Origin of the sequence: Litorimonas sp. (genome assembly GCA_029936425.1) — a bacterium.
Classification (GTDB): domain Bacteria; phylum Pseudomonadota; class Alphaproteobacteria; order Caulobacterales; family Maricaulaceae; genus Litorimonas.
In genome coordinates this window covers 223,879-247,975 of the sequence record JAPYSU010000002.1, presented here as the reverse complement: position 1 = coordinate 247,975, position 24,097 = coordinate 223,879, and the positions used below count along the sequence as shown (strand labels likewise).

Here is a 24,097-nt window from a genome sequence, read left to right as displayed (position 1 = left end):
GTTTTAAAAGGAGAGACAAATGAGTATTCCTGAAGAAATAGTCGTTGAAGAAAGTCACGAGGGTCGCAAGGCCGTCGTTTACCGAATGGTGATGGAAAAGCATATTTGCCCCTTCGGTCTCAAGACGGTCGATTTGCTCAAGCGCAAAGGGTTTGAGGTGGAAGACCACTGGCTTGAAACGCGCGAACAAACCGACGAATTCAAGGAAAAGCACGATGTGAAAACAACTCCGCAAACCTTTATTGGCGGGGAGCGCATTGGAGGGTTTGATGACCTGCGCGATTATTTTGGCTATGAGAAAAAAGATCCGGATGAGAAGTCTTACACACCAGTTTTGGTCGTGTTTGCGGTCGCTGCATTTCTCGCTATCGCCGCCAGTTGGGCCACGCTCGGCAATATCTTCACACTTCGATCTTTAGAATGGTTTATTGCCTTTTCCATGGGCATGCTCGCTATGTTGAAATTGCGAGATCTGGAGTCCTTTGCCAATATGTTTTTGGGTTATGATATTCTAGCCCGCCGGGCCGTGCGTTATGCTTATATTTATCCTTTTGGTGAAGCGTTTGCCGCTATTTTAATGGTGGCGGGCGGCGTGTTTGGCCTGATTGCTGCGCCAGTAGCTCTTTTTATCGGAACGATTGGTGCCGTCTCGGTCATTAAAGCCGTTTATATAGATAAGCGTGATCTCAAATGTGCTTGCGTCGGAGGAGGAGCCAACGTCCCGCTTGGTTTCATCTCCCTGTCCGAAAACCTTGCAATGATGGGAATGGGAATTTGGATGATTGTGAAAGCCATGATTTAATATTCAAAAAGGGGATACATATCTAAGTTTCACTAGAAAGGTGTGTGCTTTAAGTTATCAAAGAAACTCACCTCCTATAAACCTCCGGCAGCCACAAAAAAAAGCTGAGTTTCATAAACCATTGCGACCTTCGTTAAATCTGGCATAGCTTTAGCGAACGCAGGGTCACTGACAAATAGTCCACCTGTGTAAGTTCCGAAAGAGGGCATAATCAGACGGCTTTCGCTAATCGCGAAACAGGGCGCGGTGACGGAACCGGCGCGGGAGGAAATCTTCGCCTTGGGATGGTAATGCCCGCAAATATTAAATTGTCTCGGTTCCTCATAGGGGTGATGGGTCAGCAGAAATTTATTTTGTTGAACATGGTCCTCGCGCGAGCCCGAGACGGCGTCAGGAATATCAGGGTCGTGATTGCCCAATATCCAGGTGATTTCACACATCTCTTCTTTAAATGCGTTTAGACGCTCAGCCGATTTGGGGGAGAGCCGCGCAGAGGCGTCAATGTCGTGAAAACTATCTCCCAGAGCGATAATTTCGCGCGGCTTATATTCCTGCGCTACGGCCCACAATCTTTCAATTGTATCATGTGTGTCAAAGGCCGGAAGCATGGAGCGCCCAAAACGCCGAAGATAGCTCCCTTTCTCGAAATGCATATCCGCCACGAGCAAGGTTTTACTTTCAGGCAGGAACGCCACTTTGCGGGCGTCGATGACAATATCTCCGGCGCGGGTTCTAAGGGTTTGTTTGCTTGTCATCTAGATAATTTTTGACGGTCTCTAAACGTGAATTCGCAAGGCTATCATGGCTGGCCTGCTCTAATATGGCGAGTTTCGCATCGCCGATAACTGTCTCCTTGCCAAGTTGCATCATGGAGGGGATAGCCAGCGGAGAGGCGTGGGGTAATATCTTGTAATTAACATCGCCTTGGACGTCTGCAAGCCAATCGCGCAGTCTGTGCAGGTCAAGCAAATCGCGTTCCGCCTCTTCGCGGGCGATACGAAGCAAGATATGGTCGGGGTTATATTTGAGCAGAACATCGTAAATGAGGTCGGTGCTGAAGGTAACCTGTTTCATCGTGCGTTTGGCGCCGGGCAAACGTTGTTCTGTTAATCCGGCAATGGTCGCGATCTTGCGAAAGCTCCGTTTCACCATGGGCGCTTCTATCACCCAAGCCTGATATTCTTCATCCAGAATATCTTGGATCATAAGACTCTCGACCTCATTAACTGGTTCCATGGAAGTGATCGTGAGCGCGTAATCCGTTATGGAATAGGTCAGCGGTTTCAGTCCGCGCGTTTCCATACGGCGGGTCATCAGCAAACCCAATGCCATATTGACCTTACGGCCTTCGAAACTGTGAATGACAATGACATGGACGCCGCGGTCAAAAAAACCTTCGACCAATACGCCCTTGGATTTCGGCAATTGCGAAAATTCAGACTGTAGGCGCAGCCAGCTTTGGATCTGGTCGGGAAGGTCCTGCCACAGTTTCGGATCAGACAAGGTGCGGCGAACGCCCTTGGCAAGAAATGTCGAAAGAGGCATCATGCCGCCCGCATAAGCTGGAACTTTGGGCGGCAGGCGTTTAGGGGCCGGACTGGCTTCGAGCGCCATATCGCGCACGCCGTGATAGCGCAAAACCTCGCCCGCAAAAATAAATCTGTCGCCCGGGGTGAGCCCCATGACAAAGCGCTCTTCGATCTCGCCGATATTGCGCCCTCTTTTGGATTTGACATTGGGAAAGCGGCGAACTTTTAATTTTGCGTATTCGACAATTGTGCCGATATTCATTCTATGGCGACGGGCTTGTTGAACGCTCGAAATCTGATAGCCGCGGGATGTAGATGTCAGACGCGCAAAACGGTCGTATGCCTGTAGCGCGTAGCCGCCATCCTCAGCAAAACCCACAAGAAGATCGAAGTCGGATTTGGATAAATTACGATAGGGCCAGGCGCTCCTGATTTCGTTCAGGGTTTGCCGTTTTTTAAATTTCCCGGCGCAGGCGCGGTTCACAATATATTGCACCGCGACGTCCATAGCGCCTTCGGTAAAGTCTTCACCGTCGCGTTGTCCCAGTCGGATCGCGTTAATCGCAACGGCGCATTCGACAGCTTCGAGCGGATTGCACGGCACGAGAACGGCATTGGAAGGCTCATCCATTCGGTGGTTTGACCGTCCGATACGCTGCAAGAGCCGGCTGACGCCTTTGGGCGCGCCGACCTGCAAAATTAAATCGACATCGCCCCAATCAATCCCCATCTCCAAAGCAGAGGTCGACACCACGGCGCGGATATGTCCGGAAGCAATCGACGCTTCCGTCATCTGTCGCCGTTCGCGCGAAAGCGACCCGTGATATAACCCTATCGGCAAATTGCCGGTATTTACTTTCCATAATTCCTGAAACAAAAGCTCCGTTTGCGCGCGGGTATTGACGAAAATTATCGCGCTCTTCGCTGTCTGGATGGCCGCGTAAATATCTTTGACGGCAAAGCGCGGATTATGCCCGCCAAGAGGATAGCGCGTCTCTGGCGTCATGATTTCCAAAACGGACGGCGCGCTGCCGGTGACTTCAATGATTTTCGCCGGGGACCCGGTTGGCCCCAACCATTTTCCCGCTGAGTCCGCATCTGCAATCGTGGCGGAAAGACCAAAGCGAATATGGTCGGGCGCGAGGCTTTTTAAACGCGCCAAAGCCAAAGCAGTAAAGTCACCGCGTTTATTCGTGGCGAAGCTATGGAGCTCGTCAATAATTACAGTTTTCAATTCTGAAAAATATTCCGCCGCATCCGGATAGGATAAAAGCAGCATGAGGCTTTCCGGCGTTGTCAGCAATATATCCGGCGGCGACTTCCGCTGTTTCGCCCGTTGATATTGTTTTGTGTCACCGGTTCGGACGCCGATTTTAATTGGCAGATTCATTTCCGCGACAGGTCGGTTTAGATTGCGCTGAATGTCGTTGGTAAGCGCCCTTAGCGGGGAAATATAAAGTGTATGAAGCCTGGGTTTTGCCTCAACTTCTTTGACGGCCAAGTTAATAAGGCTAGGGAGGAAACCGGCCAGAGTTTTCCCGCCGCCCGTGGGCGCAATCAATAATGTATCTTCGCGCCGGGAAAATGCGTCAATCATGTCGCGTTGATAATCGCGAATATGCCAATTTTGTTCTGTAAACCATTTTTCAAATTTTACGGGAACGTCTTGCATACTCATTCGCTATATAAATTCAGATTAGGCGCTATATAAATTCAGATCAGGGAAGCAGATAGATTACATATGGGAAACGCCTCAGCCGAACAATGGATGCAGGTTCGCGAGGCGGGCCTATATTGCGCCCCCGCAAATGCCTATATTGACCCGCATGACGCTGTCGAGCGGGCGATTATTACGCATGGTCATGCCGATCATGCGCGCTCAGGTCACGGGGAGATTTTTGCGACAGTCGAGACAACCGCAATCATGCACACCCGTTATTATATTGAAGGGGAGACGCAGGAGACAGCGCTCACCTACGGCCAGAAACACGATCTCGGAAATGGGGTCACCTTATGGTTTGCCAGCGCCGGACATATTCTCGGTTCTGCGCAGGCCGTGCTTGAATATAATGGCACGCGGGTCGTCGCCGCCGGGGACTATAAACGTCACCCTGATCCCACCTGCGCGCCGTTTGAGGTTGTGCCTTGCGATGTCTTTATTACAGAAGCTACCTTTGCCCTTCCCGTATTTCAGCACCCCCCGCTTGAGGTCGAAGTTGAAAAACTGATGCGCTCTATGCGGGCGCTTCCACATCGCACCCATATCGTTGGCGTTTATGCGCTCGGCAAATGCCAGCGTGTTATGAAAGCCTTGCGTCAGGCCGGTTATGAAGAGCCGTTCTATCTGCACGGCGCGCTTAAAAGACTGACGGAGCTATATGAAAGCTACGGTCAGGACTTTGGCGAATGGATTTTGGTCAGCGATATTCCGCGCGCAGATAAACATGTGTTTCAAGGAAAAATTGTTCTGTGCCCTCCGGCTCAAATCAATGATCGATGGTCGCGCCGTTTTGCGGATCCGCTTCCGACGGTCGCGAGCGGATGGATGCAAATCCGCGCACGCGCCCGTCAGAAGCGCGCTGAAATGGCGCTCGTCGTGTCCGACCATGCCGATTGGGGGGATCTCATCCGCACCTGCGAAGAAACCAAAGCACCGGATGTCTGGATTACCCATGGCCGGGTTGAGGCCTTGGAGTATGAGCTAAAAAAACGCGGCATTCGCGCCAAGGCCCTGAATCTTATTGGCCGGGATGAGAGCGTGGAATAATGGAGCGTTTTTCGGAATTATTGGATGATCTCTATTTTACCAATTCCAATTTGGCGAAAGAGATAATTTTAACAAACTATCTGCGCAAGACGCCTGACCCGGATCGCGGATGGGCTCTGGCCGCAATCGCCGGAACCCTGTCCTTCGATCTTTTCAAACGCAATCTTATCAAAACATTGATGATGGAGCGGATGGATCCGTACTTGTTTGATATGTCACGTGATTATGTCGGCGAAATGAGCGAGACAGTTGCTCTGGCTTGGCCGCAATCGCCCGAGCCTGTTCGCCTGAACCGCCTGCCGGATTTGCATGAGGTGATAGAAGAGTTCAAATCACGCGACAAAGCGGGCATACGGGAATATCTAATTACTCTATTGGATAATATGGCGCCGGCGCAGCGCTGGGCGCTTTTAAAATTGGGGACGCGGGGCTTGCGCATCGGCATGTCAGCGCGGTCCGTAAAATTGACCTTGGCCAAAATGAAAGGCGTCGACATTGATGTTATTGAATCGATCTGGCACGGACTAACGCCTCCTTATACGGAGCTCTTCGCGTGGCTGGAAGGTAAAGCCGAGCTTCCCGATATGAGCGATGTGGTGACGTTTTCGCCGGTGATGCTGGCCCACCCCATTGATGAAGAGAAGGACCTCGCGGCGATCAAGCCGGAGTCCCATATTGCCGAGTGGAAATGGGATGGAATTCGCGTTCAAATCTCCAGCAATGGGAAAGAGACAAAAATATTTTCCCGCAAAGGCGAAGATATATCTCGATCCTTTCCTGATCTCGCCGAGGCGGTTGATTTCGAAGGGGTGATCGACGGCGAACTCATCGTGAAACCAGACGGCGAAGTGGGGTCCTTTAATGACCTCCAAAAACGGCTGAATAAAAAGAAACCCGCCAAAAACCTTATGTCGAGATTACCCGCTCATGTTATCGCTTATGATATTATTGAATGGGAGGGTGAAACCCTGCGCGCTTTGCCCCTGTCGCAACGCCGTAAAAAACTGATCCGTGCGCTCGAACTGCACTCAGAAGGTCGTTTTGAAGTTTCGAAAACCTTGGACTTTTCCAGCACAGAGGACCTGCGCGCCCTTCGGGAGAAAGCGGCTCGCACGGGCGGCCTAATTGAAGGATTGATGATCAAGAGCCTTTCATCGACTTATGTTTCGGGACGCCCCAAACATGCTTGGTATAAATGGAAACGCGATCCCTTTCTGCTTGATGCAGTGCTTATGTATGCGCGGCGAGGAACAGGGAAACGGTCTTCCTTTTATTCTGATTACACATTTGGGTTATGGAACGATGACGGCGCGATTCTTCCTGTTGGGAAAGCCTATTTTGGCTTCACGGATGAAGAGCTTAAACTCATAGACAATTGGATACGCAGCCACAAACTGGCGCGGTTTGGGCCCGTTCAGGAGGTTGAAAAAGAATTGGTGTTCGAAGTCGCCTTTGACGCCGTGCAAGAAAGCAAGCGCCATAAATCTGGATACGCCCTGCGTTTTCCCCGGATCAACAGAATTCGCTGGGACAAACCCGCAGCAGAAGCCGACAGACTTGAAAGCCTTGCGAGATTAGTCGGAACGTAAAAGTCACAAGTGGTTTCAAATCAAATAAATTGATTTGTCCAAACCGAGATACCCAATGAAAGTATATTCATCCCCAATTTTTCGGGGATTTTCAAAATGCAAGAGTATCTAAATCGAGGTTTGGTGACTTTATTTTCAATAATCATTTCACCAAAACTCCCCTTGATGGTCTCTTAGCAAACTTTCTCTATTCGTTCGGGTGAAGAAGTCTTGAACCAGTGGGGTAGGTCAAATTAGCAGGATCAGACTCATATTTCCCGTCTAGAGAGGCGATGCCGCTGTCGATGATGTTTTCGTCATAGACATAGTCGGCGCGCAACAGATTATGATAGAGACCCCGAGGATTTAAATCCCGAATTTCCTTGAAAGGCCAAGCCTGCAAATTATAGGCATATTGAGCCTGATAAAGTATCGCGTCTTTCAGACTCTGGCTTTTTGGCGTTTCATAATCCCAAATATTTATTCCGACACATTCTGCGACATCTGCAGCGTCAAAAAAAGCATTCAATGTATAAGCGGTATAATGAAAAGGGCGCGTTCGCTTGAGTTCCAGAGGCAATTGGCCTTTCTTGTTTATCTGACCGGGAATGCGGGATGATTTTATGCCATCGGCAAAGAATTTCACGGCCTTCATATCACCGGCAAAGGCCGAAAAGGCCATGAGCTGGGCATCGTAATAGACGCCGTGATTATTTGTGGCCGCGCGTTCTTCTTTTCCATTATCGCTAGTAAGCATCCAGAGGGCATATTCTGAAAACCATTCTTTCAGGGCGTCAATTTCCTGCGAGGTGAGGGTCCCGGCATGATTTAACAGGCCGATAGAGTCGATAACTTTCACAAAGCCGTAACTGTCGATTATTCCAATTCCGCGTCCATCTGTTTTTCCAGGAATGGCCTGCGCGAAATTCAAATTGGGATTCATACGGGTGGAGGGATTCAGAAACCAGGCTTTAACAAGTTTTGCCGCATGTTCGGCATAAGCTTTATTGCCGGTGAAATAAGCTGCGAGCGACAGAGTTTCTACATCATCCATGAAATTACTGATTTGGACCTTATCAAATGAGTCGTCATAGCGCTCGGGATTGGTTTCGCCGTCTTTGCGTTTATACGGCAATCCGTCCTTTTTTTTAGGGTCGGGCCACCAATACGGCCCAATACTGTAATAATCATGCTTGTTCCCCGAGGGGGGCGTTTTGGTTTTGTGCATGACGGAATAAGGACCCTTTTCGAGAGCCGCGTCCGCCTCTTTCATCAGGGCGTCAAAAGCGGGCTTCAAAGTTTTATTCCCATTGGCGATTTTTTCGCGGGTGAAAGCTAAATCACGTGCATCCCAAATGAAAAGAACCGGTGTCTCGGAGGATGTCGATGAGCAGGTCTTCGAAATGTCAGGATCTGTCTTAGTTGTTTCAGATTGTGCCATAGCCGAGCTTGCCAGAGCACTTAGAAAGAGAGATAAAATAAGCGGTTTCATAAATTCTCCATAAAAAAGGCCGGGTTTGACTCGCGTCGCTCCCGGCCCGATGGCTAGTCCCTAGGGGAGAGACTAGAAGCGTGCGCGTAATCCGGCGAAGAAACGACGGCCGGAATAATCAGCTTGAGCCAAGCTGTCGCGAGTAGGGCGGAAGAAGAGATTTGGCTCATCTGTCAGGTTCAGGGCAGAAAACCGAACCTGGAGATTATCCGTCACATCGTAAGAGGCAGAAAAGTCAATGAATTCCTGAGAATTCGTAAAGCGGTTCTGGCTCGTCCGGAAAGGTTTGAAATAAGGTGTCCGACCCTTATAGGCCACACGAATGGTAATGTCGTCGTTTTCCCAATATCCCGTAATATTACCTGTATGCTCTGAATATCCTGGAATATTCGCAGGTTCGGTAAGTGGAGCAACCGGAATACCGCGTGCCAGAGCCGGATCAGGGAAATTGAAATCTGAAGCGGCGTAGTTATACCCAGCTTGGAAGCCAAAACCGCTCAGGAAGCCTGGCAAGCTGTTGAATTTGTGATTCACACTCAACTCCAGACCAAAAAGAGAACTGTCTTCGTCTGAATTGACTGGCCGGCTGATCAAGACGTCCGTTGGCGTTCCATCAAGGACAAGTGAAATAGTCTGTAACTGATTTTCGCGTCCGGTCTGAAGCGTCTTGTAATAGACCGCCGCAGAGAAGGCAGTATCATCAGATTTATACCACTCATAGGAAATATCGAAGTTGGTCGACTCCAGTGGCTCCAGGAAGGGATTGCCCGAGGCACTAACAGCATCTTCAAACTCGGTGAATTCGTCACCATCATTTACATCAAGAGCGGCTGACATATCCCGTACATCCGGACGAGCAATAGCTCGATAGGCGGCAAATCTTAGCAACATGTCTTCCTGAACTTCAAAAATCAGATTTGCACTCGGAAGGATGTTGGTGAAACTGTTTGATTCTACGCCGCCCGTCGCATCATCATTGGCGACGAACATGGTTTCCATCGTCATAGGGTCGATAACTGTATTGAAAGAGTTTCTGACACCCAGTGAATCAATTTCGGTCTGAACCGCTCGAATACCTAAGTTACCATAGATAGGCAGACCTACAGCTTCGCCTGCAAAATCAGCCATCGCGTAAATTGCGTAGGTGACTTCATCTACGTCAGAGTCATTTGTATCCAGGGTTGAGCCATCAGGCAGGCCTGCATCCCGACTACCTGTTAATGCGACAAAGAGTTCTTCAGGTCTCCAAGTTGCCCAGGTGTTATCTCCCAGTCCGGCGCCAGCTTCCGCGCCCTCAAACAAGTCCTCGACCGGGAAACTATCGCGGCGGGCTGCAATAACTTCCGCGCTGTCATAGCCGTTCAGATCTGAAATAGTCGTGTCTATACCGTCGTCATTTATACGTTTCCGGTCTGCAAAACGGACTCCGGTTTTCAGATTGGTGAAAAAGCCGCTGCTCAATTCGTAATCTGCGTCCAGACGGAAGGCGAGAACGTCCTCATCATTGGTTTCCAACCGGCGGCGGGCGCGAGCCCCATTGTCATATATATCGTGATTGTTCAGATCAAAGGTTAGGCCCGTATCCTCTTCAACATCGGAGACATCATCGAGCGTAAAGCTTGGTATGGTCGCGTTCCGGGCATCTGCCATGAATGTCACACGGTCACTTGTGCGGATACGCATATCCAGTTCGTCCTGATCCCGGGTTGTTTTGGAATAACCGACATCTGCCGCCACGGTCAGGCGATCGCCGGACCATTCAACATTTGCGCCCAATCCGAGATACTCTTCAACACGATTGCGCCAGACAGACTGATTCTCGATCCGGGTTTCGCCGGTCCAGGCCTCCAAAGCACCTGTTGGTGATATTGAAAGAGGCACGATATCCCGACGACCATCGGCGATTACCAGATTGTGGCGAAGTTCGAGGTCGTCACGATTGGACCATTGCGCGTCCAGATTAATATCCCAGGCCGGATTTGGTTGCCATTGGACATTGGCCATGATGGAATCCCGATCCGCCTGGGTTTGCATGGCGCGCAAAATATATTGGTTGGACGCGAAATAAAGCGGAGAGGGACCGGCTATTTCGCCAGTCGTGTTGCCGTTTCTGTAACGGCAATTATTGGTATTTGTGTTGCCGTCAGTCCGTTCTTCTCCCTCAATTGTTGTACAGGGATTATAAGTTGAGCTGGAGGTATAGATATCTTCGGCGGCCGTATCGCGGCGTATTTGCCCGCCAATTGCGATACCAATATCGCCTGCGCCGGTTTCAAACTGGTCAACATAGGACCCCGTCAGCCGTTTGGCGAAGGGCTCACCGTCATCCACGCGATCCTCATACTCGCTATAGCCCAACTGTCCACGCAATTGCAGGCGTTTCTTGTTGTAATCCAAAGGACGAAGGGTCTGCAATTCGATGATGCCGGAGATACCGCCTTCAATGAAATTGGCTTGTTGGGATTTGAAAACCTGAGCCCCACTAACAAGCTCAGACGGGAACTGACCGAAATTCACGTCTCGTCCATCAGATCCAGTGGTGATCTCGCGACCGTTCATTGTGGATGAGCCGAGAAAGGCGCCGAGACCCCGAATTGAGAGTTCCGAAGCCCCGCCTTTGAAGCGATCAGAGGTCACGCCTGTAATACGTTCCAGAGATTCAGCAATGGATAGATCCGGTAGGTCACCAATCTCGCCTCCGATAAGAGCATCGGAAATAGCAGTCGTGTTTTTCTTAACTTCTAACGATTGTTCAAAGGTTCTCTGAATTTCACCGGTGGCAACGATTTCATCTGGCTCTGTCTCAATCGGCTCATCCTGAGCAAAAGCTTGAGTGCTGAGGCCAATCGAGAGTATTGAACTTATGAGTAAAGAGCTTCTGAGCGTAGTGAATGTTGACATATTTATCCCCTTGTTAAGCATTTTGGTTATATAGGGCAGTATATTGGTCTGACCTTTTCAGTGGAAGGTCACCAAGTTAATTAGATATGTCAATATATATATCTTACCAATTGTGAATTATTTGCATAAATTAGGCTTATTTTCTAATTCTGTCGCTTATTTGCAACAGATTAGTCCTTAATAAGGCGAAAAAATTATGATTCCTCGCCTTATTGGTCAGGCCAAACTATCCAATTTTTGTCTGGTCGATGTGATCCATATCATCAAAAACCTGATTCTCGCCCCCCATAGACCAAATAAATGTATAGGACGAGGTCCCGGCTCCGCAATGCATGGACCAGATCGGGGAAAGGGCAACCTCGCCAGCTTTCATGATCATCGGGCGCATATTGTCAGCTTCTCCCATAAAATGGAAAATGCGTTGATCTTCTGGTAAGTCAAAATACATATAAAATTCTGAGCGTCTTTTATGAGTATGAGGCGGGAAGGTATTCCACACGTTTCCGCTCTCAAGAATAGTAAAGCCCATGACAATCTGACAGGTTGTTACGATGGAAGGGTGAATGGGCTGGAAAATGATCCGTTTGTTACTGGTTTCCTGAGAGCCCATTTTTATCTGGTTGGCTTGAGACTTTTTGATGTGCTGGGTCTCATAACGAAGATGGGCCGGATAACTGACAAAATAGAACTTCGCCGGTTTTTTGCCATCCACACTTGAAAACTTTATTCCTTTGGATTCCCGACCGATGTAGAGACTGTCGAGATTCTCCATATCATAGGATTTGCCGTCCACCTCAATGGCGCCGTGGCCACCAATATTAATGACTCCGACCTCACGGCGCTGAGCAAAGTAGTCGCTCGCTAAATCTTTATGGGTCGGGATTTCCAGGGTTTTCGAAACAGGGACGGCAGACCCTATCACGCCCCTATCAATGTCGGAATATACCAAGGGGACTTCATCCGGAGTCCAGAGCGTGCTGACAACAAATGTGTCCCGAAGCTCTTTATTGGTCATTGTTTTATAGCGCACAATGTCAGCTGAATAACGAATTTCCATTTTGGTCTCCATTTCCATCAGTAAATAGACGGCGTTTTGAGTTAGGGGTAAGTTTTATTAAGTCTTGCCTGAGTTTCTTCGAGCCACTCCGTAAAAGCCTGTTTTGTTTTCAATCCGCCTTTTTCCTGTTCCCAGGCGGCGGCTGTGAAATAGTCCGGCGCGACAGAGGGTTTGAAGACAATATAGTCATCATCCTCATCTGCTCCGGCTAAAGTGATATCTTCTGCGCGATAGAATAGCGCAAGACCGAGAGAATCGGGGACGAGACTTTGGACGCCGTAGCGAGCTTTATATCGCCACGCCCCCGTGTCTTCTGAGATAATAGAACTTGTGTTCGGGTGGATTATAAGCCCGGCTGCGTAAGGCAAGACGCAGCTATTTTGGACATTGATACGAGACAGGCGTTGACCTGCCTGAATGGAATAAGTGGCCGAGACATCATTTTCGCAAGCTTCTGACTGGGTGTGTGTTACGCGAATACTGGCTTGGGTGAGAGAATCTTTAATGATTTCTGCAGAATAGCTCTCGGCTTTACCGATTTGGCGAACGGTCTCGTTTTCATAAACGCCTAACCCTCCCGCTCCGAGAGAGTTATTGACCTTGAGAATATCCATCCCCCAATCAGACATTTCATGGTAATCCTCTCCGCGTCCGACACTTTTTAATATAAGGCCGTCTGTTTTTTTTCCGAAAATATCCAGAGCGTTACGATTGTCCAGATAGAGACGAAATCCAACCTTGTCTGACTCCCAGCCAGGTCCTTCATAGGTCACCAGTTTGTCGCCTTGCTTGAAACCGGGAGGGGTTTGCAATTTTGCGACGCTCTGTCCGTCTTGGGTCAAATCACCAATATCCGCCGCTACGCGGTCAGTTTGAAGAATTTTCTCTTCAGGGTCAGGCGTTTGCGCGCAAGCGGCAAGAACTGTAAGTGACATCATTAATAAAGGTCGTTTCAAAGCTATCATGAGCCAGTCTTCCCGAGTTAGAATATATTCCAGTGACAGACCTAACCGAGATTTCTGCATGTTGCAATGAAATCTGTTTGACCAATACAGTTTGTCGTGTCAGTGATATATGACCAATTAAAAAACAATTTTGGGGAAGCTTATGTTCTGGCGGGGAGTCACAACTACTTTTTTACTATGCACAGCTGCGGCCTTTACGCTTTCCGCCTGTTCGACAGCAAGCCCAGAAAACAACAGAGAGCTTGAGCCTTTTGATTCGTCCAGTGAGCCTCAAACGTCGGAAATTTTCTCAACAGACTCTATTATTGAAACATCCAATGCTGTTGCGGACTGGCAAATAGAACATATGACGGGCTTTGAGCCTTTTGTTCCGAGTTTTCAGGAACGTAGCTTGGAAAAGCGCGGATGGATTCAAGGAGCCTTCCTCAAAGGATTGGCGGACTGGGCGGTGGAAACCGATAATGAAGTTTATCTTGAATTTCTGAAAAATTATGGCGCGGCGCAGAATTATCAACTCGGTGATCGCGATTACCACGCGGATGACCATGTGGTTGGACAATATTATCTCCGGCTTTATGATTATTACGATAACCCGGAAATGTATAAGCCCACTCAGGACGTTCTGGATCGGATCATCGCAAACCCATCAACTGTCTCCCTTGAATTCGAGCCTGATGGTACGGAAGAGGGGTATTATAAGGAATGTCTCAAAAGATGGTGCTGGGCAGATGCGCTTTTCATGTCACCGCCAGTCTTTACGAAATTGAGTAAAGTTACGGGCGATCCAAAATATCTGGAGTTTTCCGATAAAGAGTTCTGGGCGACGACAGATTATCTTTTTGACGAAGAAGCCGATTTATTTTTGCGAGACAGCCGATTTTTTGAGCGCCGCGAAGAGACGGGTGAGAAAATATTCTGGAGTCGAGGCAATGGCTGGGTTTTCGCCGGCCTTACGGATATTCTTGATGATCTGCCCGCAGATCATCCTTCCCGCTCCCGATATCTCGACCTTTACAGGGATATGGCGGAGAAACTTATCACCGTTCAGGCCGATGACGGATTTTGGCCCGTTTCCCTTGAGGCAGGTTCAAGCTATCCTGTTCCAGAAAGCAGCGGGACCGCCTTCTTTGTGGCGGGATTAGCTTGGGGCGTGGCAAATGGAGTCTTGGAAGACGAAATATATTTACCCTCCATCCGTAAAGGCTGGATGGCTCTAGAGGGTGCCGTTACTGAAGACGGAATGATTGGCTGGGTCCAACAGGTCGGATATGCCCCAGATAAGGTCTCTGCCGACGAAACACAGTTCTATGGTGCGGGGGCTATGCTCCTGGCCGGAGAAGGGATGCTCACGCTTTCTGAAATGGGACTGTTGCAATGACTTCTTTAACCAGACGGAATTGCACGGCCGGATTGATGGCTTCACTGGGCTTAAGTGGTCTGGGGCTTACCGGATGTAAAAATATTTCCGGTGAGGGTGAACGTCTCAAATTGGCGCATTCTCTGAACCAAACGCATCCCGTTCATATTGCCATGGAATTTATGGGAGAGCGGCTCAGCGAGTTATCCTCAGGGAAAATGGGCTTGGATATTTATCCAAATGGACAGCTGGGAAGTGAGAGGCAGTTAATTGAGCTACTTCAAATCGGAGCTGTCTCCATGACGAAAGTCTCTACCATTTCCATGGAAGGATTTTCGCCCGCCATGAAATTGTTTTCAATTCCCTATCTGTTCGAAGACAGCGAACATTTTTGGCGCGTTCTGAACGGTGATGTCGGAGAGACTCTTTTAAACAGTTTGCGGGACGTAAAACTTCAGGGGCTTGCCTATTATGATGCGGGGAGCCGGAGTTTTTATACGACAAAATTTCCGGTTGAGTCACCTGCCAGTATAGATTCGAAAAAAATTCGGGTGATGTCCAGCCGGACTTCGATTCAAATGATAGAAGCGATGGGAGGGGCGGCCACACCGATTTCCTGGGGAGAGCTTTATTCCGCTCTTCAACAAGGTATTGTCGATGGAGCGGAAAACAATCTGCCGTCCTATTACCTTTCAAAACATTACGAGACGGCAAAATATCTGACTTTGGATGAACATACTTCGGTCCCGGATCTGGTGATAATGTCTCGTCGGGTTTTTGATAACTTGTCCGAACAAGAGCGTAGCTGGCTGCGCCAAGCCATGGACGAATCTGTCATTTACGAGAGGAAATTGTGGGCGGAAGCATCCGAAGAAGCTTTGCAAAAAGTAAAGGAGGCGGGTGTCGAGGTAATCTATCCTGACAAAGCCCCTTTTCGCGAGGCGGTAAAAGGTATCAAAGCCGATTTTGCCAAGACCGAGCTTGGCCCCCTTATTGAGAAAGTAGATGCTCTGAGGGCAAATCCATGAGTCGGTTTATTAGAATTCTGGATATTGGCTTGCGCTGGTTTTTGGTTGCACTTGCCATCTTCATGATTGTCACGGTTACCTGGCAGGTTGTCTCGCGGTATGTCTTGCGCGCTCCGAGCTCGTTGACAGAAGAGATTGCCCGTTTTCAGCTCATCTGGCTTGGTTTGTTGGGTGCGGTTTATACATTCCGCAATCGGATGCATGTTGGAATTGATATTCTGATAACGCCTCTGGAAGGAAAGAGGCGTCTGGCGGCAGAGCTTTTCGCACTCATATCCTGTCTGGTTTTTGCAATTTTAATTCTAATTTATGGCGGCGGTCGCCTGGTGTCTTTGACATATGAATTAAATCAAACCTCGGCCGCTCTGGGCATAAAAATGTCTTATGTCTATTCTATCCTTCCCATAAGCGGCGTTCTGATGTCGATCTACGCCATCAGCTATATTGGCGACGTTATTTTCAAGGGCGAAATTCACAAGCCCAGTGAAGTTATTCCGTCCGGGCTCCCTTCTGCTGCAAATGAGGGGAAATAGTCATGTTGCTTTCCATACTCGTTCTTTTGGGGCTTTTCTTCCTTTTGGTCATGCTCGGCGTTCCAATTGCCGTCAGTATCGCATTGGCCTCGGTTTCTACCTTGATGCTGACCATGCCGTTCGATCCGGCAGTGACAACAATGGCGCAACGTCTTGCAGGGGGGCTGGATAGTTTCACCTTGCTGGCGATTCCATTTTTCGTGATTTCCGGATATTTGATGGGGCGGGGCGGTATTGCCAAACGATTGATTGAAGCCGCCAAAGCCATTGTCGGCACTTTGCCAGGCGGACTGGCCTTGGTGAATACGCTTTCCTGTATGCTGTTTGGGTCAATCTCCGGATCCGCTGTCGCGGCGACATCTGCAATTGGGACTTTCATGATCCCGACTATGGAAAAAGAAGGATATGACAAGAACTTCAGTACCGCGGTCACGGTCACGGGATCTATTCTCGGATTGCTCATCCCGCCGAGTAATGTGCTCATTGTCTATGCGGTTGCCGCCGGGAGCGTGTCTATCGCGGCGTTGTTCATGGCGGGATATCTCCCCGGAATTCTTGCTGGGCTGGCGCTTATGGTGGTTGCGGCGGGATATGCCAAACGCGAGAATTATCCGCGGGCAGCTCGTCTTCCAATGCGAGTTGCCGCCAAAAAGCTTTTTGAAGCGGGTCCGAGTATTTTAATGATCCTGATTGTGGTCGGGGGAATTATTGCCGGTATTTTTACGGCGACCGAAGCCAGTGCTATCGCCGTGATTTATTCGCTCGCGCTTTCGCTCTTCTATCGCGAAATAAAGCTCAAGGACCTTCCGGATATCTTTCTGAAGTCAATCGAGACCACCGCTATGGTTCTGTTATTGATCGGGGTGTCAACGGGTATGGCGTGGGTTCTGGCGTATGAAAATATTCCGCAGGCGATTAGCGATGCTTTGCTGATGATAAGTGATAACCCGATAATCATTCTGCTACTCATCAATATAATCTTGCTTGTTGTGGGGGCTTTTCTGGATATCACACCAGCCATTCTTATCTTTACGCCAATCTTTCTGCCTGTTGCGGTAGAGCTAGGCATGTCTCCACTTCACTTTGGCATAATGCTGGTCCTAAATCTCTCTATCGGGCTTTGTACGCCTCCGGTCGGGAGCGTTCTTTTTGTAGGATGCGCCGTCGCCGGAACCACAATTCAGCGGCTGATCAAGCCGCTTGTTATGCTTTATGCCGCGCTCATCGTCGCGCTTCTTCTGGTAACTTACGTGCCGTTTTTGAGTGAAGGTTTGCCTCGCGCTTTCGGCCTTATCCAATAAGTATTGTTCATTATGACCTCTAAAATCTCATTTGACCTGACAGGTAAAACAGCCGTTGTCACCGGAGCCAGCCGCGGTATAGGGCAGGCCATTGCGGTTGGCCTGGCGGAGGCAGGAGCTGATATAATCTGCATCGCTTCAACCGCGCAAAATGCCCTTGATACAAAAGAGCAAATTGAAGAGCGAGGCCGCAAAGCTTTTGTTGTGGGATGTGATCAATCGTCATCAGAGGCGGTTGCGACCGCTATAAAAGACATATTCAGTCTTGTGAGCCAGGTTGATATTCTGGTCAATAATGCCGGGACAATTCGGCGAAGTCCGGCTCGTGAATATTCCGATGAAGACTGGTCCGCCGTTTTGGATACCAATCTGACAGGTGTTTTTCAGTTTTGTCGGGGGATAGGCGGCCGAATGATAGATCAGGGTCACGGAAAGATTATCAACATCGCTTCGTTGCTTAGCTTTCAGGGGGGCATTACTGTTCCGGCTTACGCGGCAAGTAAGGGAGGGGTTTCGCAGCTAACAAAAGCTCTGGCAAATGAGTGGGCACCCAAAAATGTTCAGGTTAATGCCATCGCTCCGGGCTATATTGCGACTGATAATACAGCAGCTCTTCGGGCGGATGAAGAACGAAATAGCGCGATTTTGGCAAGAATTCCTACCGGGCGATGGGGCGATCCCGAGGATATCGCTGGGGCCGCACTCTTTCTGGCGTCATCTGCGTCCAGCTATGTCAACGGACATATTTTAACTGTCGATGGCGGATGGATGGCTCGATAGTCCTGCAACCCGGAAAAAATCGAGAGCAGTCTAGCCCGTATTCATAAGTTTGGAATAGCGCTGGCGATCTTTGGACATGCGACGTTTTACTTCTTCTACGGCTTCAATTTCTGTCGCCTTAAACATTGTATCGATGACGCGCGATAGATGACTTCGCATGGCCGCTCGAGCGAGAGCCGGATCATTCGCTTCAAGGGCGTCAAAGATTGCGAGATGTTCGTCAATGCGAGGTTTCACCCCTTCCAGACGCACTGTTTTATACATGGTTTTGGTCAGCTCTGATTTTTCACGAAGATTCCACAAATCCTCTATAATTGTTTCAATTGCAGAGTTCCGGGTCGCTCGAGCGATGAGCATATGAAATTCTTTATCTGCGAGCTCTCCATTGACCTCTGCCTCATTCTCTCTTTTCATCATCTCAAGAATATTGGACAGCTCTTCCAGTTCGTCTTTGGTTATCATTGTCGCGGCAAGTCCGGCGGCTTCACCTTCAATGAGCATACGAGCTTCGGTCAATTCAAAAGGACCGACATCCATATCGAGAGACTTTGTATCCGCTTCCGGTTTTTCCGTAACGTAAACGCCGGAACCTTTACGGACTTCGACTCGGCCCGCTATTTCGAGAGCAATGACGGCTTCGCGCATAGTGGGCCGGCTCACGTTATATTCAACCGCAAGATCACGTTCTGCGGGGAGGCGATCCCCGGGTTCATAGCGGCCCGAATCAATGACTTTCAATAAGTCATCTGCCACAGATTTATATAGGCGCTTGGCTTTCAAATTAAAATTCCTCCAGAGAACCTTTAAATTGGCCTGTTTATACGCCAATGTCAAAAGGCTAGATAGGTTTTGTGGTAAATTTTCAAAAATAAATATGACCAATTTCAGTAAAATTATGATTATTGGCTTGTCCAATTTATTTTGGTAAGCCATAGTCTGAGAAAGAATTTAAAGAATGATGGGGTTATGTCAGCAAGTTCAGGATTGCATAAGGATAGATTGTTTCCGGTAAATTCGGAGCGGCGGGAGATTTGTCGCGCTCTCTATGAGCGTGTTAAAGACTTCCCCATTCTGAGTCCGCATGGCCATACGGATCCCAAGTGGTTTGCAGAGAATGAAAACTTTCCAAATCCTGCGCAGCTGCTCATTATTCCAGATCACTATGTTCTGAGAATGATTTACTCCCAAGGGGTTTCGATGGAGGCCCTTGGGTTGAAGCCGGCAGATAGCGGTGATTATGAAACCGATCCAAGAAAAGTCTGGCAAACATTTGCTGATTATTACTACCTGTTTACAGGTACGCCATCACGTATTTGGTTTGACCACGTCATCCATGAAATTTTCGGGATAGATCAAGCCCTTAATTCTGAAACGGCTCAACAAATATATGATGTCATAGATGAGGCCTTGAAGACAGATGCCTATAAACCACGGGCATTACTGGATCGGTTCAAGATTGATCTCATTGCCACGACCGAAGGGGCGCTGGACGATCTTCGCCACCACAAATCAATGGTCGGGAGCGGCTATGAAGACAGGGTGATTACAACTTTTCGTCCGGATGATGTGATAGATGCGGCCAAGCCTGAATTTTCCAGTAATCTAGAAAAACTTGCAGAGCTTACATCCTGCGACACGACCGGTTGGGACGGATATTTGAAGGCCTTGCGAATTCGTCGGAAATATTTCCGGGACGTCGGGCGCGCAACAGCCACGGATCATGGACATCCAACGGCTAGGACGGCTGATCTGCCCAAGGAGGATTGTCAGGCTCTGCTGACAAAATGTCTGTCCGGGAAAGCGTCAGCGGAGGATGCGGATTTATTTCGGGCGCAAATGCTAACCGAGATGGCAGGCATGAGCGTCGAAGACGGCATGACGATGCAAATTCATCCCGGGAGCTTTCGTAATCATAATCCCGAACTGTTCGAACGTTTCGGCGCCGATAAAGGGGCTGATATTCCTCTTCGTGTGGACTTTACACAATCGCTCCAGCCGCTCTTGGCGAAATACGGCAATGAAAAAGATTTAAGCATTATTTTGTTTACGCTTGATGAGAGCAATTATGCCCGGGAATTGGCAACGCTGGCGGGCCACTACCCCTGCCTCAAACTTGGGCCGCCCTGGTGGTTTCATGACAGCCCGCAAGGGATGATGCGTTTTCGCGATCAGGTGACGGAGACGGCCGGTTTTTACAATACGGCCGGCTTTAACGACGATACGCGGGCTTTTTTATCTATTCCCGCCCGTCATGATGTAGCGCGACGGATGGATTGCGTTTTCCTGAGCGGATTAGTGGCCGAACACAAAATTTCCATGGCCGACGCTGAAAAGGTGATTGTCGATTTGACATATAATCTGGCGCGACGGGCCTACAAACTTCCCATGAAGGACATCACCTGATTATGGCGCGTTTGTCCAACAAAACGCTGGAGCAGGCAAATGCCGCTATACCCGACTATGATCGATCCAAGGTCGGTGTCGGGATTGTTCATATCGGTCCGGGGGCTTTCCACCGCGCGCATCAAGCCTTTTTCACCGATGAAGCTATCGCTAAAAGCGGGGGCGATTGGGGGATTTGCGGCGTATCACTTAATAGCCGCGGCGCAACAGAAAGCTTAACTCCCCAGGACGGGCTTTATACATTAGCCATTAAGGACAAATCTCCCAGCTACCGTATTATCGGGAGTGTCAGGGAAGTGCTTTGCGCCAAAGATGATCCCTCCGCCGTGCTTCGTCGTCTGACCTCGGAGAAAACAAAGATTGTAACCCTGACAATCACCGAAAAGGGATATGCTTTGGGGCCGGATGGTCATCTGGATAAATCAAACGCTGGCATCAAAGCGGATTTAAGCACGCCGGACGCTCCAGGCTCCGCTATAGGGTATCTGGTTGAAGCGTGCCGCCTGCGTCATGCAAAAGGTTCGCTTCCTTTAACGATCATAAGCTGTGATAACCTGCCTGAAAACGGAGATAAACTCAGGACAGCCTGTATTGAATATGCCTCTGAGATTGACCCGATTTTAAACGATTTCATTGCGGAATTTGTCAAATTTCCAAATACGATGGTCGATAGTATTACTCCGGCGACAGATGAGGGAGTGATTTCCGTTGTAGAAGACGCCATAGGACTCTTGGATAAAGGTCCCGTTCAGAGAGAGTCATTTGCGCAATGGGTAATAGAAGATAATCTTCCAAAGGATCGACCGGATTGGGAAGCTGCAGGGGTGATTATCACAGCTGATGTCCAGGCTTTCGAGAAAACAAAGCTGCGCATTTTGAATGGCGCTCATTCGACCTTGACCTATCTAGGGTTGCTGGCGGGGGAAGAAACCGTTGAGGACGCCATCAGCAATCCGGTCTTATCAAATTTCGTTTCCAAGCTCATTGAAACGGAGACGATAGCGACAATTGAACCGCCCAAGGGACTTGATCTACAAAACTACTGGAAAGCTACAAAAGCCCGGTTTGAAAACCCGCATATTCGGCATTTGCTCGAACAAATTTCTCATGATGGATCGCAAAAAATTCCGGCCCGAATTTTCCCGGTTATCAAATATTATGCGGAACAGAACCAGGTTGCGAAAGCGGCGTGTTTCGTTGTGGCGGGTTGGATTGAATTTAACCGCAAAAGGCGTCAGGCTGACGACTTACCGACGGACGGTTATCTGACACAAATTTCGTCCCAACTTCCCGATCCCTATTTATCAGCTAGTCGTTATGCTGAAAGTTTCCTCTCGATAGACGGTCTTTTTCCGGCATTCATTCTTGAAAATAGCGCCGTGACAGACGCGATTATTGAGTCGTGTGAGGCCATAGACGAAAGCGGCGTGCAGAAAGCTATGGAAAGCCTTGCAGGATGAACGACTTGCTTCATATCGTTTGCTTTGGCGAGCCTATGGTAGAGCTGCGGTCAGCCAATGGAGGGTTGCTTAGCCAGGGCTTTGGAGGGGACGTCTATAATACGCTTATTCACTTAAACCGCCTGATGGGCGAGAAAGTGAATGCGTCTCTTTGCACGGCGATTGGCTCAGATACATTTTCCGATGATTTTGAAAATCTTTTAAATGAGGAAGGTGTTTCAACCGATTATCTTATTCGAGATAAAACCGGTACAATGGGTCTATACGCAATCACGCTCGATGAAGCAGGAGAGCGTAGCTTTACCTATTGGCGGGGACAATCTGCAGCCCGGCATTTCATGTCTCATCCAGATTTGAAGTTGAGCGACCTTATTGCCAATTCTGATTTGATTTATTTTTCGGGTATTACTCTGGCTATTCAGTCCGATAGCGAGAGAGAGGGTTTTTTCAACCTCCTCAATAAAGCAAAAGCAAACGGCGCGAAGATTGCATTCGATCCAAATTATCGCGCCCGTTTATGGGAAGATCGAGAAATCGCCCGAAAGTGGACGCGGGCGGCCTATAAAATTAGTGATATCATTTTCACAGGGACGGAAGATGAGCGTTTATTCGAATCCCGGACGTCCGAGGAGATCATCGCCAATATTCTAAAAAAACATGGCGAGCGCGATATTGTTGTTACCGATGGAATTAATCGTGTTCACGCCTATTGCGGCGGAGAAAATCACACTGTGCCAACCATAGATGTTGTCACCGTTGTCGATACAACCGGGGCAGGAGATGCTTTTAACGCCGGTTTTCTTTCTGTTTATCTTCAGGGCGGGACGCCTGAAGATGCCTTGGCCAATGCCAATAGGCTGGCCTCCTATATTGTGACTGTGCGGGGGGCCATTCCGCCTTTGTCAGACTTTAAAACCAACTATCATGGACAATCTGCGATATGAAAATTACTAATATCAAAGTCATTGTGACCTGCCCGGATCGGAATTTTGTTACGGTCAAAATCGAAACAGATGCCGGTCTTTACGGCATTGGCGATGCCACGCTGAATGGCCGCGAGTTAGCGGTTGCCTCTTATGTGGAGGACCATATTGCCCCGACGCTTATCGGCAAAGAGGCTGGCCGTATCGAGGACATTTGGCAATATCTCTATCGGGGGTGTTACTGGCGTCGGGGGGCGGTCACGATGACGGCCATCGCCGCCATTGATACAGCCCTGTGGGATATTAAGGCCAAGGCCGCTAATATGCCACTTTATGAACTCCTTGGAGGAAAGTCCCGGAACGGAGTTATGGTATATGGTCATGCCAATGGAGCCGATATCGAAGAAACCGTTGACGAAGTCGCAAAGTATAAGGAGATGGGATATAAAGCCATTCGGGCGCAAACCGGAATACCCGGACTTTCCTCCACTTACGGCGTCTCCAAAGACAAGATGTATTACGAACCAGCGGATGGAAACCTCCCCACTGAGAATGTCTGGTCCACATCAAAATATATCAATCATGTCCCAAAACTGTTTGAAACTTTACGGGATAAATTCGGATTCGATATTCATCTGCTCCATGACGCCCATCACCGCCTGACTCCGCAAGAAGCGGCCAAGGTCGGGAAATCCCTCGAGCCTTACAACCTGTTTTGGCTGGAAGATACGGTTGCGGCTGAAAATCAGGAAGCGTTTCGGATGATCCGTCAACATACGACCACGCCTCTGGCCGTCGGTGAAGTCTTTAATTCGATTTGGGATTGCAAGACGCTGATCGAAGAAGGCTTGATAGATTATATTCGCTCGACCGTCGTTCACGCGGGCGGAATTTCGCATCTTAAGAAAATATTTGAATTTGCAGCTTTGCATCACGTTCGCTCGGGATCTCACGGGGCAACGGATTTATCACCCGTCTGTATGGGGGCCGCCCTGCATCTTGACACGGCAATTTATAATTTCGGCATTCAAGAATATATGCGTCATACAGAGAAAACGGATGAGGTTTTCCCGCATGCCTATAGCTTTAAAGATGGCTATCTCTATCCGGGTGACACACCCGGTCATGGCGTGGACATCAATGAAGAGCTCGCGGCAAAATACCCCTACCAACGGGCTTATTTACCGGTGAACCGTCTGGAAGATGGTTCCATGTTCAATTGGTAAGACTT

At 49.0% G+C, this 24,097-nt stretch carries 19 protein-coding genes; 12 read left to right on the top strand and 7 right to left on the bottom strand.

The annotated features are described in order from the left end of the window. Window positions 1-19: 19 nt before the first annotated feature. Window positions 20-802 (top strand): glutaredoxin family protein, encoded by a 783-nt coding sequence (locus tag ACN0IC_RS02960; RefSeq protein ID WP_416877268.1) that lies wholly within the window; start codon window positions 20-22, stop codon window positions 800-802. 74 nt (window positions 803-876) lie between these two features. On the opposite strand, the gene pdeM is transcribed toward ACN0IC_RS02960, so the two are convergent. Then, window positions 877-1,557, bottom strand: coding sequence for a ligase-associated DNA damage response endonuclease PdeM (gene pdeM, locus ACN0IC_RS02955; protein ID WP_416877267.1), 681 nt, complete (start codon window positions 1,555-1,557; stop codon window positions 877-879). Next, the gene (locus ACN0IC_RS02950; RefSeq protein WP_416877266.1) at window positions 1,535-4,003 is read right to left on the bottom strand and encodes a ligase-associated DNA damage response DEXH box helicase; all 2,469 of its coding nucleotides are present in this window, start codon (window positions 4,001-4,003) and stop codon (window positions 1,535-1,537) included. Before ACN0IC_RS02950 ends, pdeM begins: the two co-directional genes overlap by 23 nt. Window positions 4,004-4,072: 69 nt before the next feature. On the opposite strand from ACN0IC_RS02950, the gene ACN0IC_RS02945 reads away from it, so the two are divergent. After that, window positions 4,073-5,098 (top strand): ligase-associated DNA damage response exonuclease, encoded by a 1,026-nt coding sequence (locus ACN0IC_RS02945; RefSeq protein ID WP_416877265.1) that lies wholly within the window; start codon window positions 4,073-4,075, stop codon window positions 5,096-5,098. Beyond that, a complete protein-coding gene (locus ACN0IC_RS02940) occupies window positions 5,098-6,687 on the top strand; it encodes a cisplatin damage response ATP-dependent DNA ligase (protein ID WP_416877264.1) in 1,590 nt (529 codons plus the stop codon). Before ACN0IC_RS02945 ends, ACN0IC_RS02940 begins: the two co-directional genes overlap by 1 nt. 187 nt (window positions 6,688-6,874) lie before the next feature. Here ACN0IC_RS02940 and ACN0IC_RS02935 read toward each other — a convergent pair whose 3' ends face one another. The 4 genes from ACN0IC_RS02935 to ACN0IC_RS02920 all read right to left on the bottom strand — a co-directional run bounded on the left by ACN0IC_RS02935 (window position 6,875) and on the right by ACN0IC_RS02920 (window position 13,081). After that, a complete protein-coding gene (locus ACN0IC_RS02935; RefSeq protein WP_416877263.1) occupies window positions 6,875-8,158 on the bottom strand; it encodes an alginate lyase family protein in 1,284 nt (427 codons plus the stop codon). 72 nt (window positions 8,159-8,230) lie between these two features. Further along, the gene (locus ACN0IC_RS02930) at window positions 8,231-11,059 is read right to left on the bottom strand and encodes a TonB-dependent receptor (RefSeq protein WP_416877262.1); all 2,829 of its coding nucleotides are present in this window, start codon (window positions 11,057-11,059) and stop codon (window positions 8,231-8,233) included. A gap of 226 nt (window positions 11,060-11,285) precedes the next feature. Further along, window positions 11,286-12,116 carry a 5-dehydro-4-deoxy-D-glucuronate isomerase gene (kduI, locus tag ACN0IC_RS02925; protein WP_416877261.1) on the bottom strand — a complete coding sequence of 277 codons (831 nt, stop codon included), beginning with the start codon at window positions 12,114-12,116 and terminating at the stop codon, window positions 11,286-11,288. 41 nt (window positions 12,117-12,157) lie between these two features. After that, window positions 12,158-13,081 (bottom strand): DUF4861 family protein, encoded by a 924-nt coding sequence (locus ACN0IC_RS02920; RefSeq protein WP_416877260.1) that lies wholly within the window; start codon window positions 13,079-13,081, stop codon window positions 12,158-12,160. 142 nt (window positions 13,082-13,223) lie between these two features. Here ACN0IC_RS02920 and ACN0IC_RS02915 point away from each other — a divergent pair, with 142 nt between their 5' ends. The 5 genes from ACN0IC_RS02915 to kduD are packed head-to-tail and all read left to right on the top strand — an operon-like array spanning window position 13,224 to window position 18,080. After that, window positions 13,224-14,459, top strand: a complete 1,236-nt coding sequence (locus ACN0IC_RS02915) for a glycoside hydrolase family 88/105 protein (RefSeq protein ID WP_416877259.1) — start codon at window positions 13,224-13,226, stop codon at window positions 14,457-14,459. Beyond that, window positions 14,456-15,466 (top strand): TRAP transporter substrate-binding protein, encoded by a 1,011-nt coding sequence (locus tag ACN0IC_RS02910; protein ID WP_416877258.1) that lies wholly within the window; start codon window positions 14,456-14,458, stop codon window positions 15,464-15,466. The genes ACN0IC_RS02915 and ACN0IC_RS02910 overlap by 4 nt, the downstream gene beginning before the upstream one ends. Beyond that, entirely contained in the window at window positions 15,463-15,999 is a 537-nt protein-coding gene (locus ACN0IC_RS02905; protein ID WP_416877257.1) for a TRAP transporter small permease, read from the top strand. Before ACN0IC_RS02910 ends, ACN0IC_RS02905 begins: the two co-directional genes overlap by 4 nt. A gap of 2 nt (window positions 16,000-16,001) precedes the next feature. Beyond that, window positions 16,002-17,300, top strand: coding sequence for a TRAP transporter large permease (locus ACN0IC_RS02900; RefSeq protein ID WP_416877256.1), 1,299 nt, complete (start codon window positions 16,002-16,004; stop codon window positions 17,298-17,300). Window positions 17,301-17,312: 12 nt separating this feature from the next. Beyond that, complete coding sequence (gene kduD, locus ACN0IC_RS02895; protein WP_416877255.1) at window positions 17,313-18,080, top strand: 2-dehydro-3-deoxy-D-gluconate 5-dehydrogenase KduD; 768 nt, start codon at window positions 17,313-17,315, stop codon at window positions 18,078-18,080. 30 nt (window positions 18,081-18,110) lie between these two features. On the opposite strand, the gene ACN0IC_RS02890 is transcribed toward kduD, so the two are convergent. After that, the gene (locus tag ACN0IC_RS02890) at window positions 18,111-18,860 is read right to left on the bottom strand and encodes a FadR/GntR family transcriptional regulator (protein ID WP_416877254.1); all 750 of its coding nucleotides are present in this window, start codon (window positions 18,858-18,860) and stop codon (window positions 18,111-18,113) included. Window positions 18,861-19,046: 186 nt separating this feature from the next. On the opposite strand from ACN0IC_RS02890, the gene uxaC reads away from it, so the two are divergent. The 4 genes from uxaC to manD are packed head-to-tail and all read left to right on the top strand — an operon-like array spanning window position 19,047 to window position 24,092. After that, on the top strand, window positions 19,047-20,483 hold the full coding sequence (gene uxaC / locus ACN0IC_RS02885; RefSeq protein WP_416877253.1) for a glucuronate isomerase: 1,437 nt from the start codon (window positions 19,047-19,049) through the stop codon (window positions 20,481-20,483). A gap of 2 nt (window positions 20,484-20,485) precedes the next feature. Beyond that, a complete protein-coding gene (locus ACN0IC_RS02880; RefSeq protein ID WP_416877252.1) occupies window positions 20,486-21,943 on the top strand; it encodes a mannitol dehydrogenase family protein in 1,458 nt (485 codons plus the stop codon). Beyond that, window positions 21,940-22,887, top strand: a complete 948-nt coding sequence (locus ACN0IC_RS02875; RefSeq protein ID WP_416877251.1) for a sugar kinase — start codon at window positions 21,940-21,942, stop codon at window positions 22,885-22,887. Before ACN0IC_RS02880 ends, ACN0IC_RS02875 begins: the two co-directional genes overlap by 4 nt. Then, entirely contained in the window at window positions 22,884-24,092 is a 1,209-nt protein-coding gene (gene manD / locus ACN0IC_RS02870) for a D-mannonate dehydratase ManD (RefSeq protein WP_416877250.1), read from the top strand. The genes ACN0IC_RS02875 and manD overlap by 4 nt, the downstream gene beginning before the upstream one ends. The last annotated feature ends 5 nt before the right edge of the window (window positions 24,093-24,097 follow it).

Bases quoted from the DNA above. Each gene is read 5' to 3' on its own strand.
- ACN0IC_RS02960 (WP_416877268.1), top strand. From the start codon at position 20: ATGAGTATTCCTGAAGAAATAGTCGTTGAAGAAAGTCACGAGGGTCGC.
- pdeM (WP_416877267.1), bottom strand. From the start codon at position 1,557: ATGACAAGCAAACAAACCCTTAGAACCCGCGCCGGAGATATTGTCATC.
- ACN0IC_RS02950 (WP_416877266.1), bottom strand. From the start codon at position 4,003: ATGCAAGACGTTCCCGTAAAATTTGAAAAATGGTTTACAGAACAAAAT.
- ACN0IC_RS02945 (WP_416877265.1), top strand. From the start codon at position 4,073: ATGGGAAACGCCTCAGCCGAACAATGGATGCAGGTTCGCGAGGCGGGC.
- ACN0IC_RS02940 (WP_416877264.1), top strand. From the start codon at position 5,098: ATGGAGCGTTTTTCGGAATTATTGGATGATCTCTATTTTACCAATTCC.
- ACN0IC_RS02935 (WP_416877263.1), bottom strand. From the start codon at position 8,158: ATGAAACCGCTTATTTTATCTCTCTTTCTAAGTGCTCTGGCAAGCTCG.
- ACN0IC_RS02930 (WP_416877262.1), bottom strand. From the start codon at position 11,059: ATGTCAACATTCACTACGCTCAGAAGCTCTTTACTCATAAGTTCAATA.
- kduI (WP_416877261.1), bottom strand. From the start codon at position 12,116: ATGGAAATTCGTTATTCAGCTGACATTGTGCGCTATAAAACAATGACC.
- ACN0IC_RS02920 (WP_416877260.1), bottom strand. From the start codon at position 13,081: ATGATAGCTTTGAAACGACCTTTATTAATGATGTCACTTACAGTTCTT.
- ACN0IC_RS02915 (WP_416877259.1), top strand. From the start codon at position 13,224: ATGTTCTGGCGGGGAGTCACAACTACTTTTTTACTATGCACAGCTGCG.
- ACN0IC_RS02910 (WP_416877258.1), top strand. From the start codon at position 14,456: ATGACTTCTTTAACCAGACGGAATTGCACGGCCGGATTGATGGCTTCA.
- ACN0IC_RS02905 (WP_416877257.1), top strand. From the start codon at position 15,463: ATGAGTCGGTTTATTAGAATTCTGGATATTGGCTTGCGCTGGTTTTTG.
- ACN0IC_RS02900 (WP_416877256.1), top strand. From the start codon at position 16,002: ATGTTGCTTTCCATACTCGTTCTTTTGGGGCTTTTCTTCCTTTTGGTC.
- kduD (WP_416877255.1), top strand. From the start codon at position 17,313: ATGACCTCTAAAATCTCATTTGACCTGACAGGTAAAACAGCCGTTGTC.
- uxaC (WP_416877253.1), top strand. From the start codon at position 19,047: ATGTCAGCAAGTTCAGGATTGCATAAGGATAGATTGTTTCCGGTAAAT.
- ACN0IC_RS02880 (WP_416877252.1), top strand. From the start codon at position 20,486: ATGGCGCGTTTGTCCAACAAAACGCTGGAGCAGGCAAATGCCGCTATA.
- ACN0IC_RS02875 (WP_416877251.1), top strand. From the start codon at position 21,940: ATGAACGACTTGCTTCATATCGTTTGCTTTGGCGAGCCTATGGTAGAG.
- manD (WP_416877250.1), top strand. From the start codon at position 22,884: ATGAAAATTACTAATATCAAAGTCATTGTGACCTGCCCGGATCGGAAT.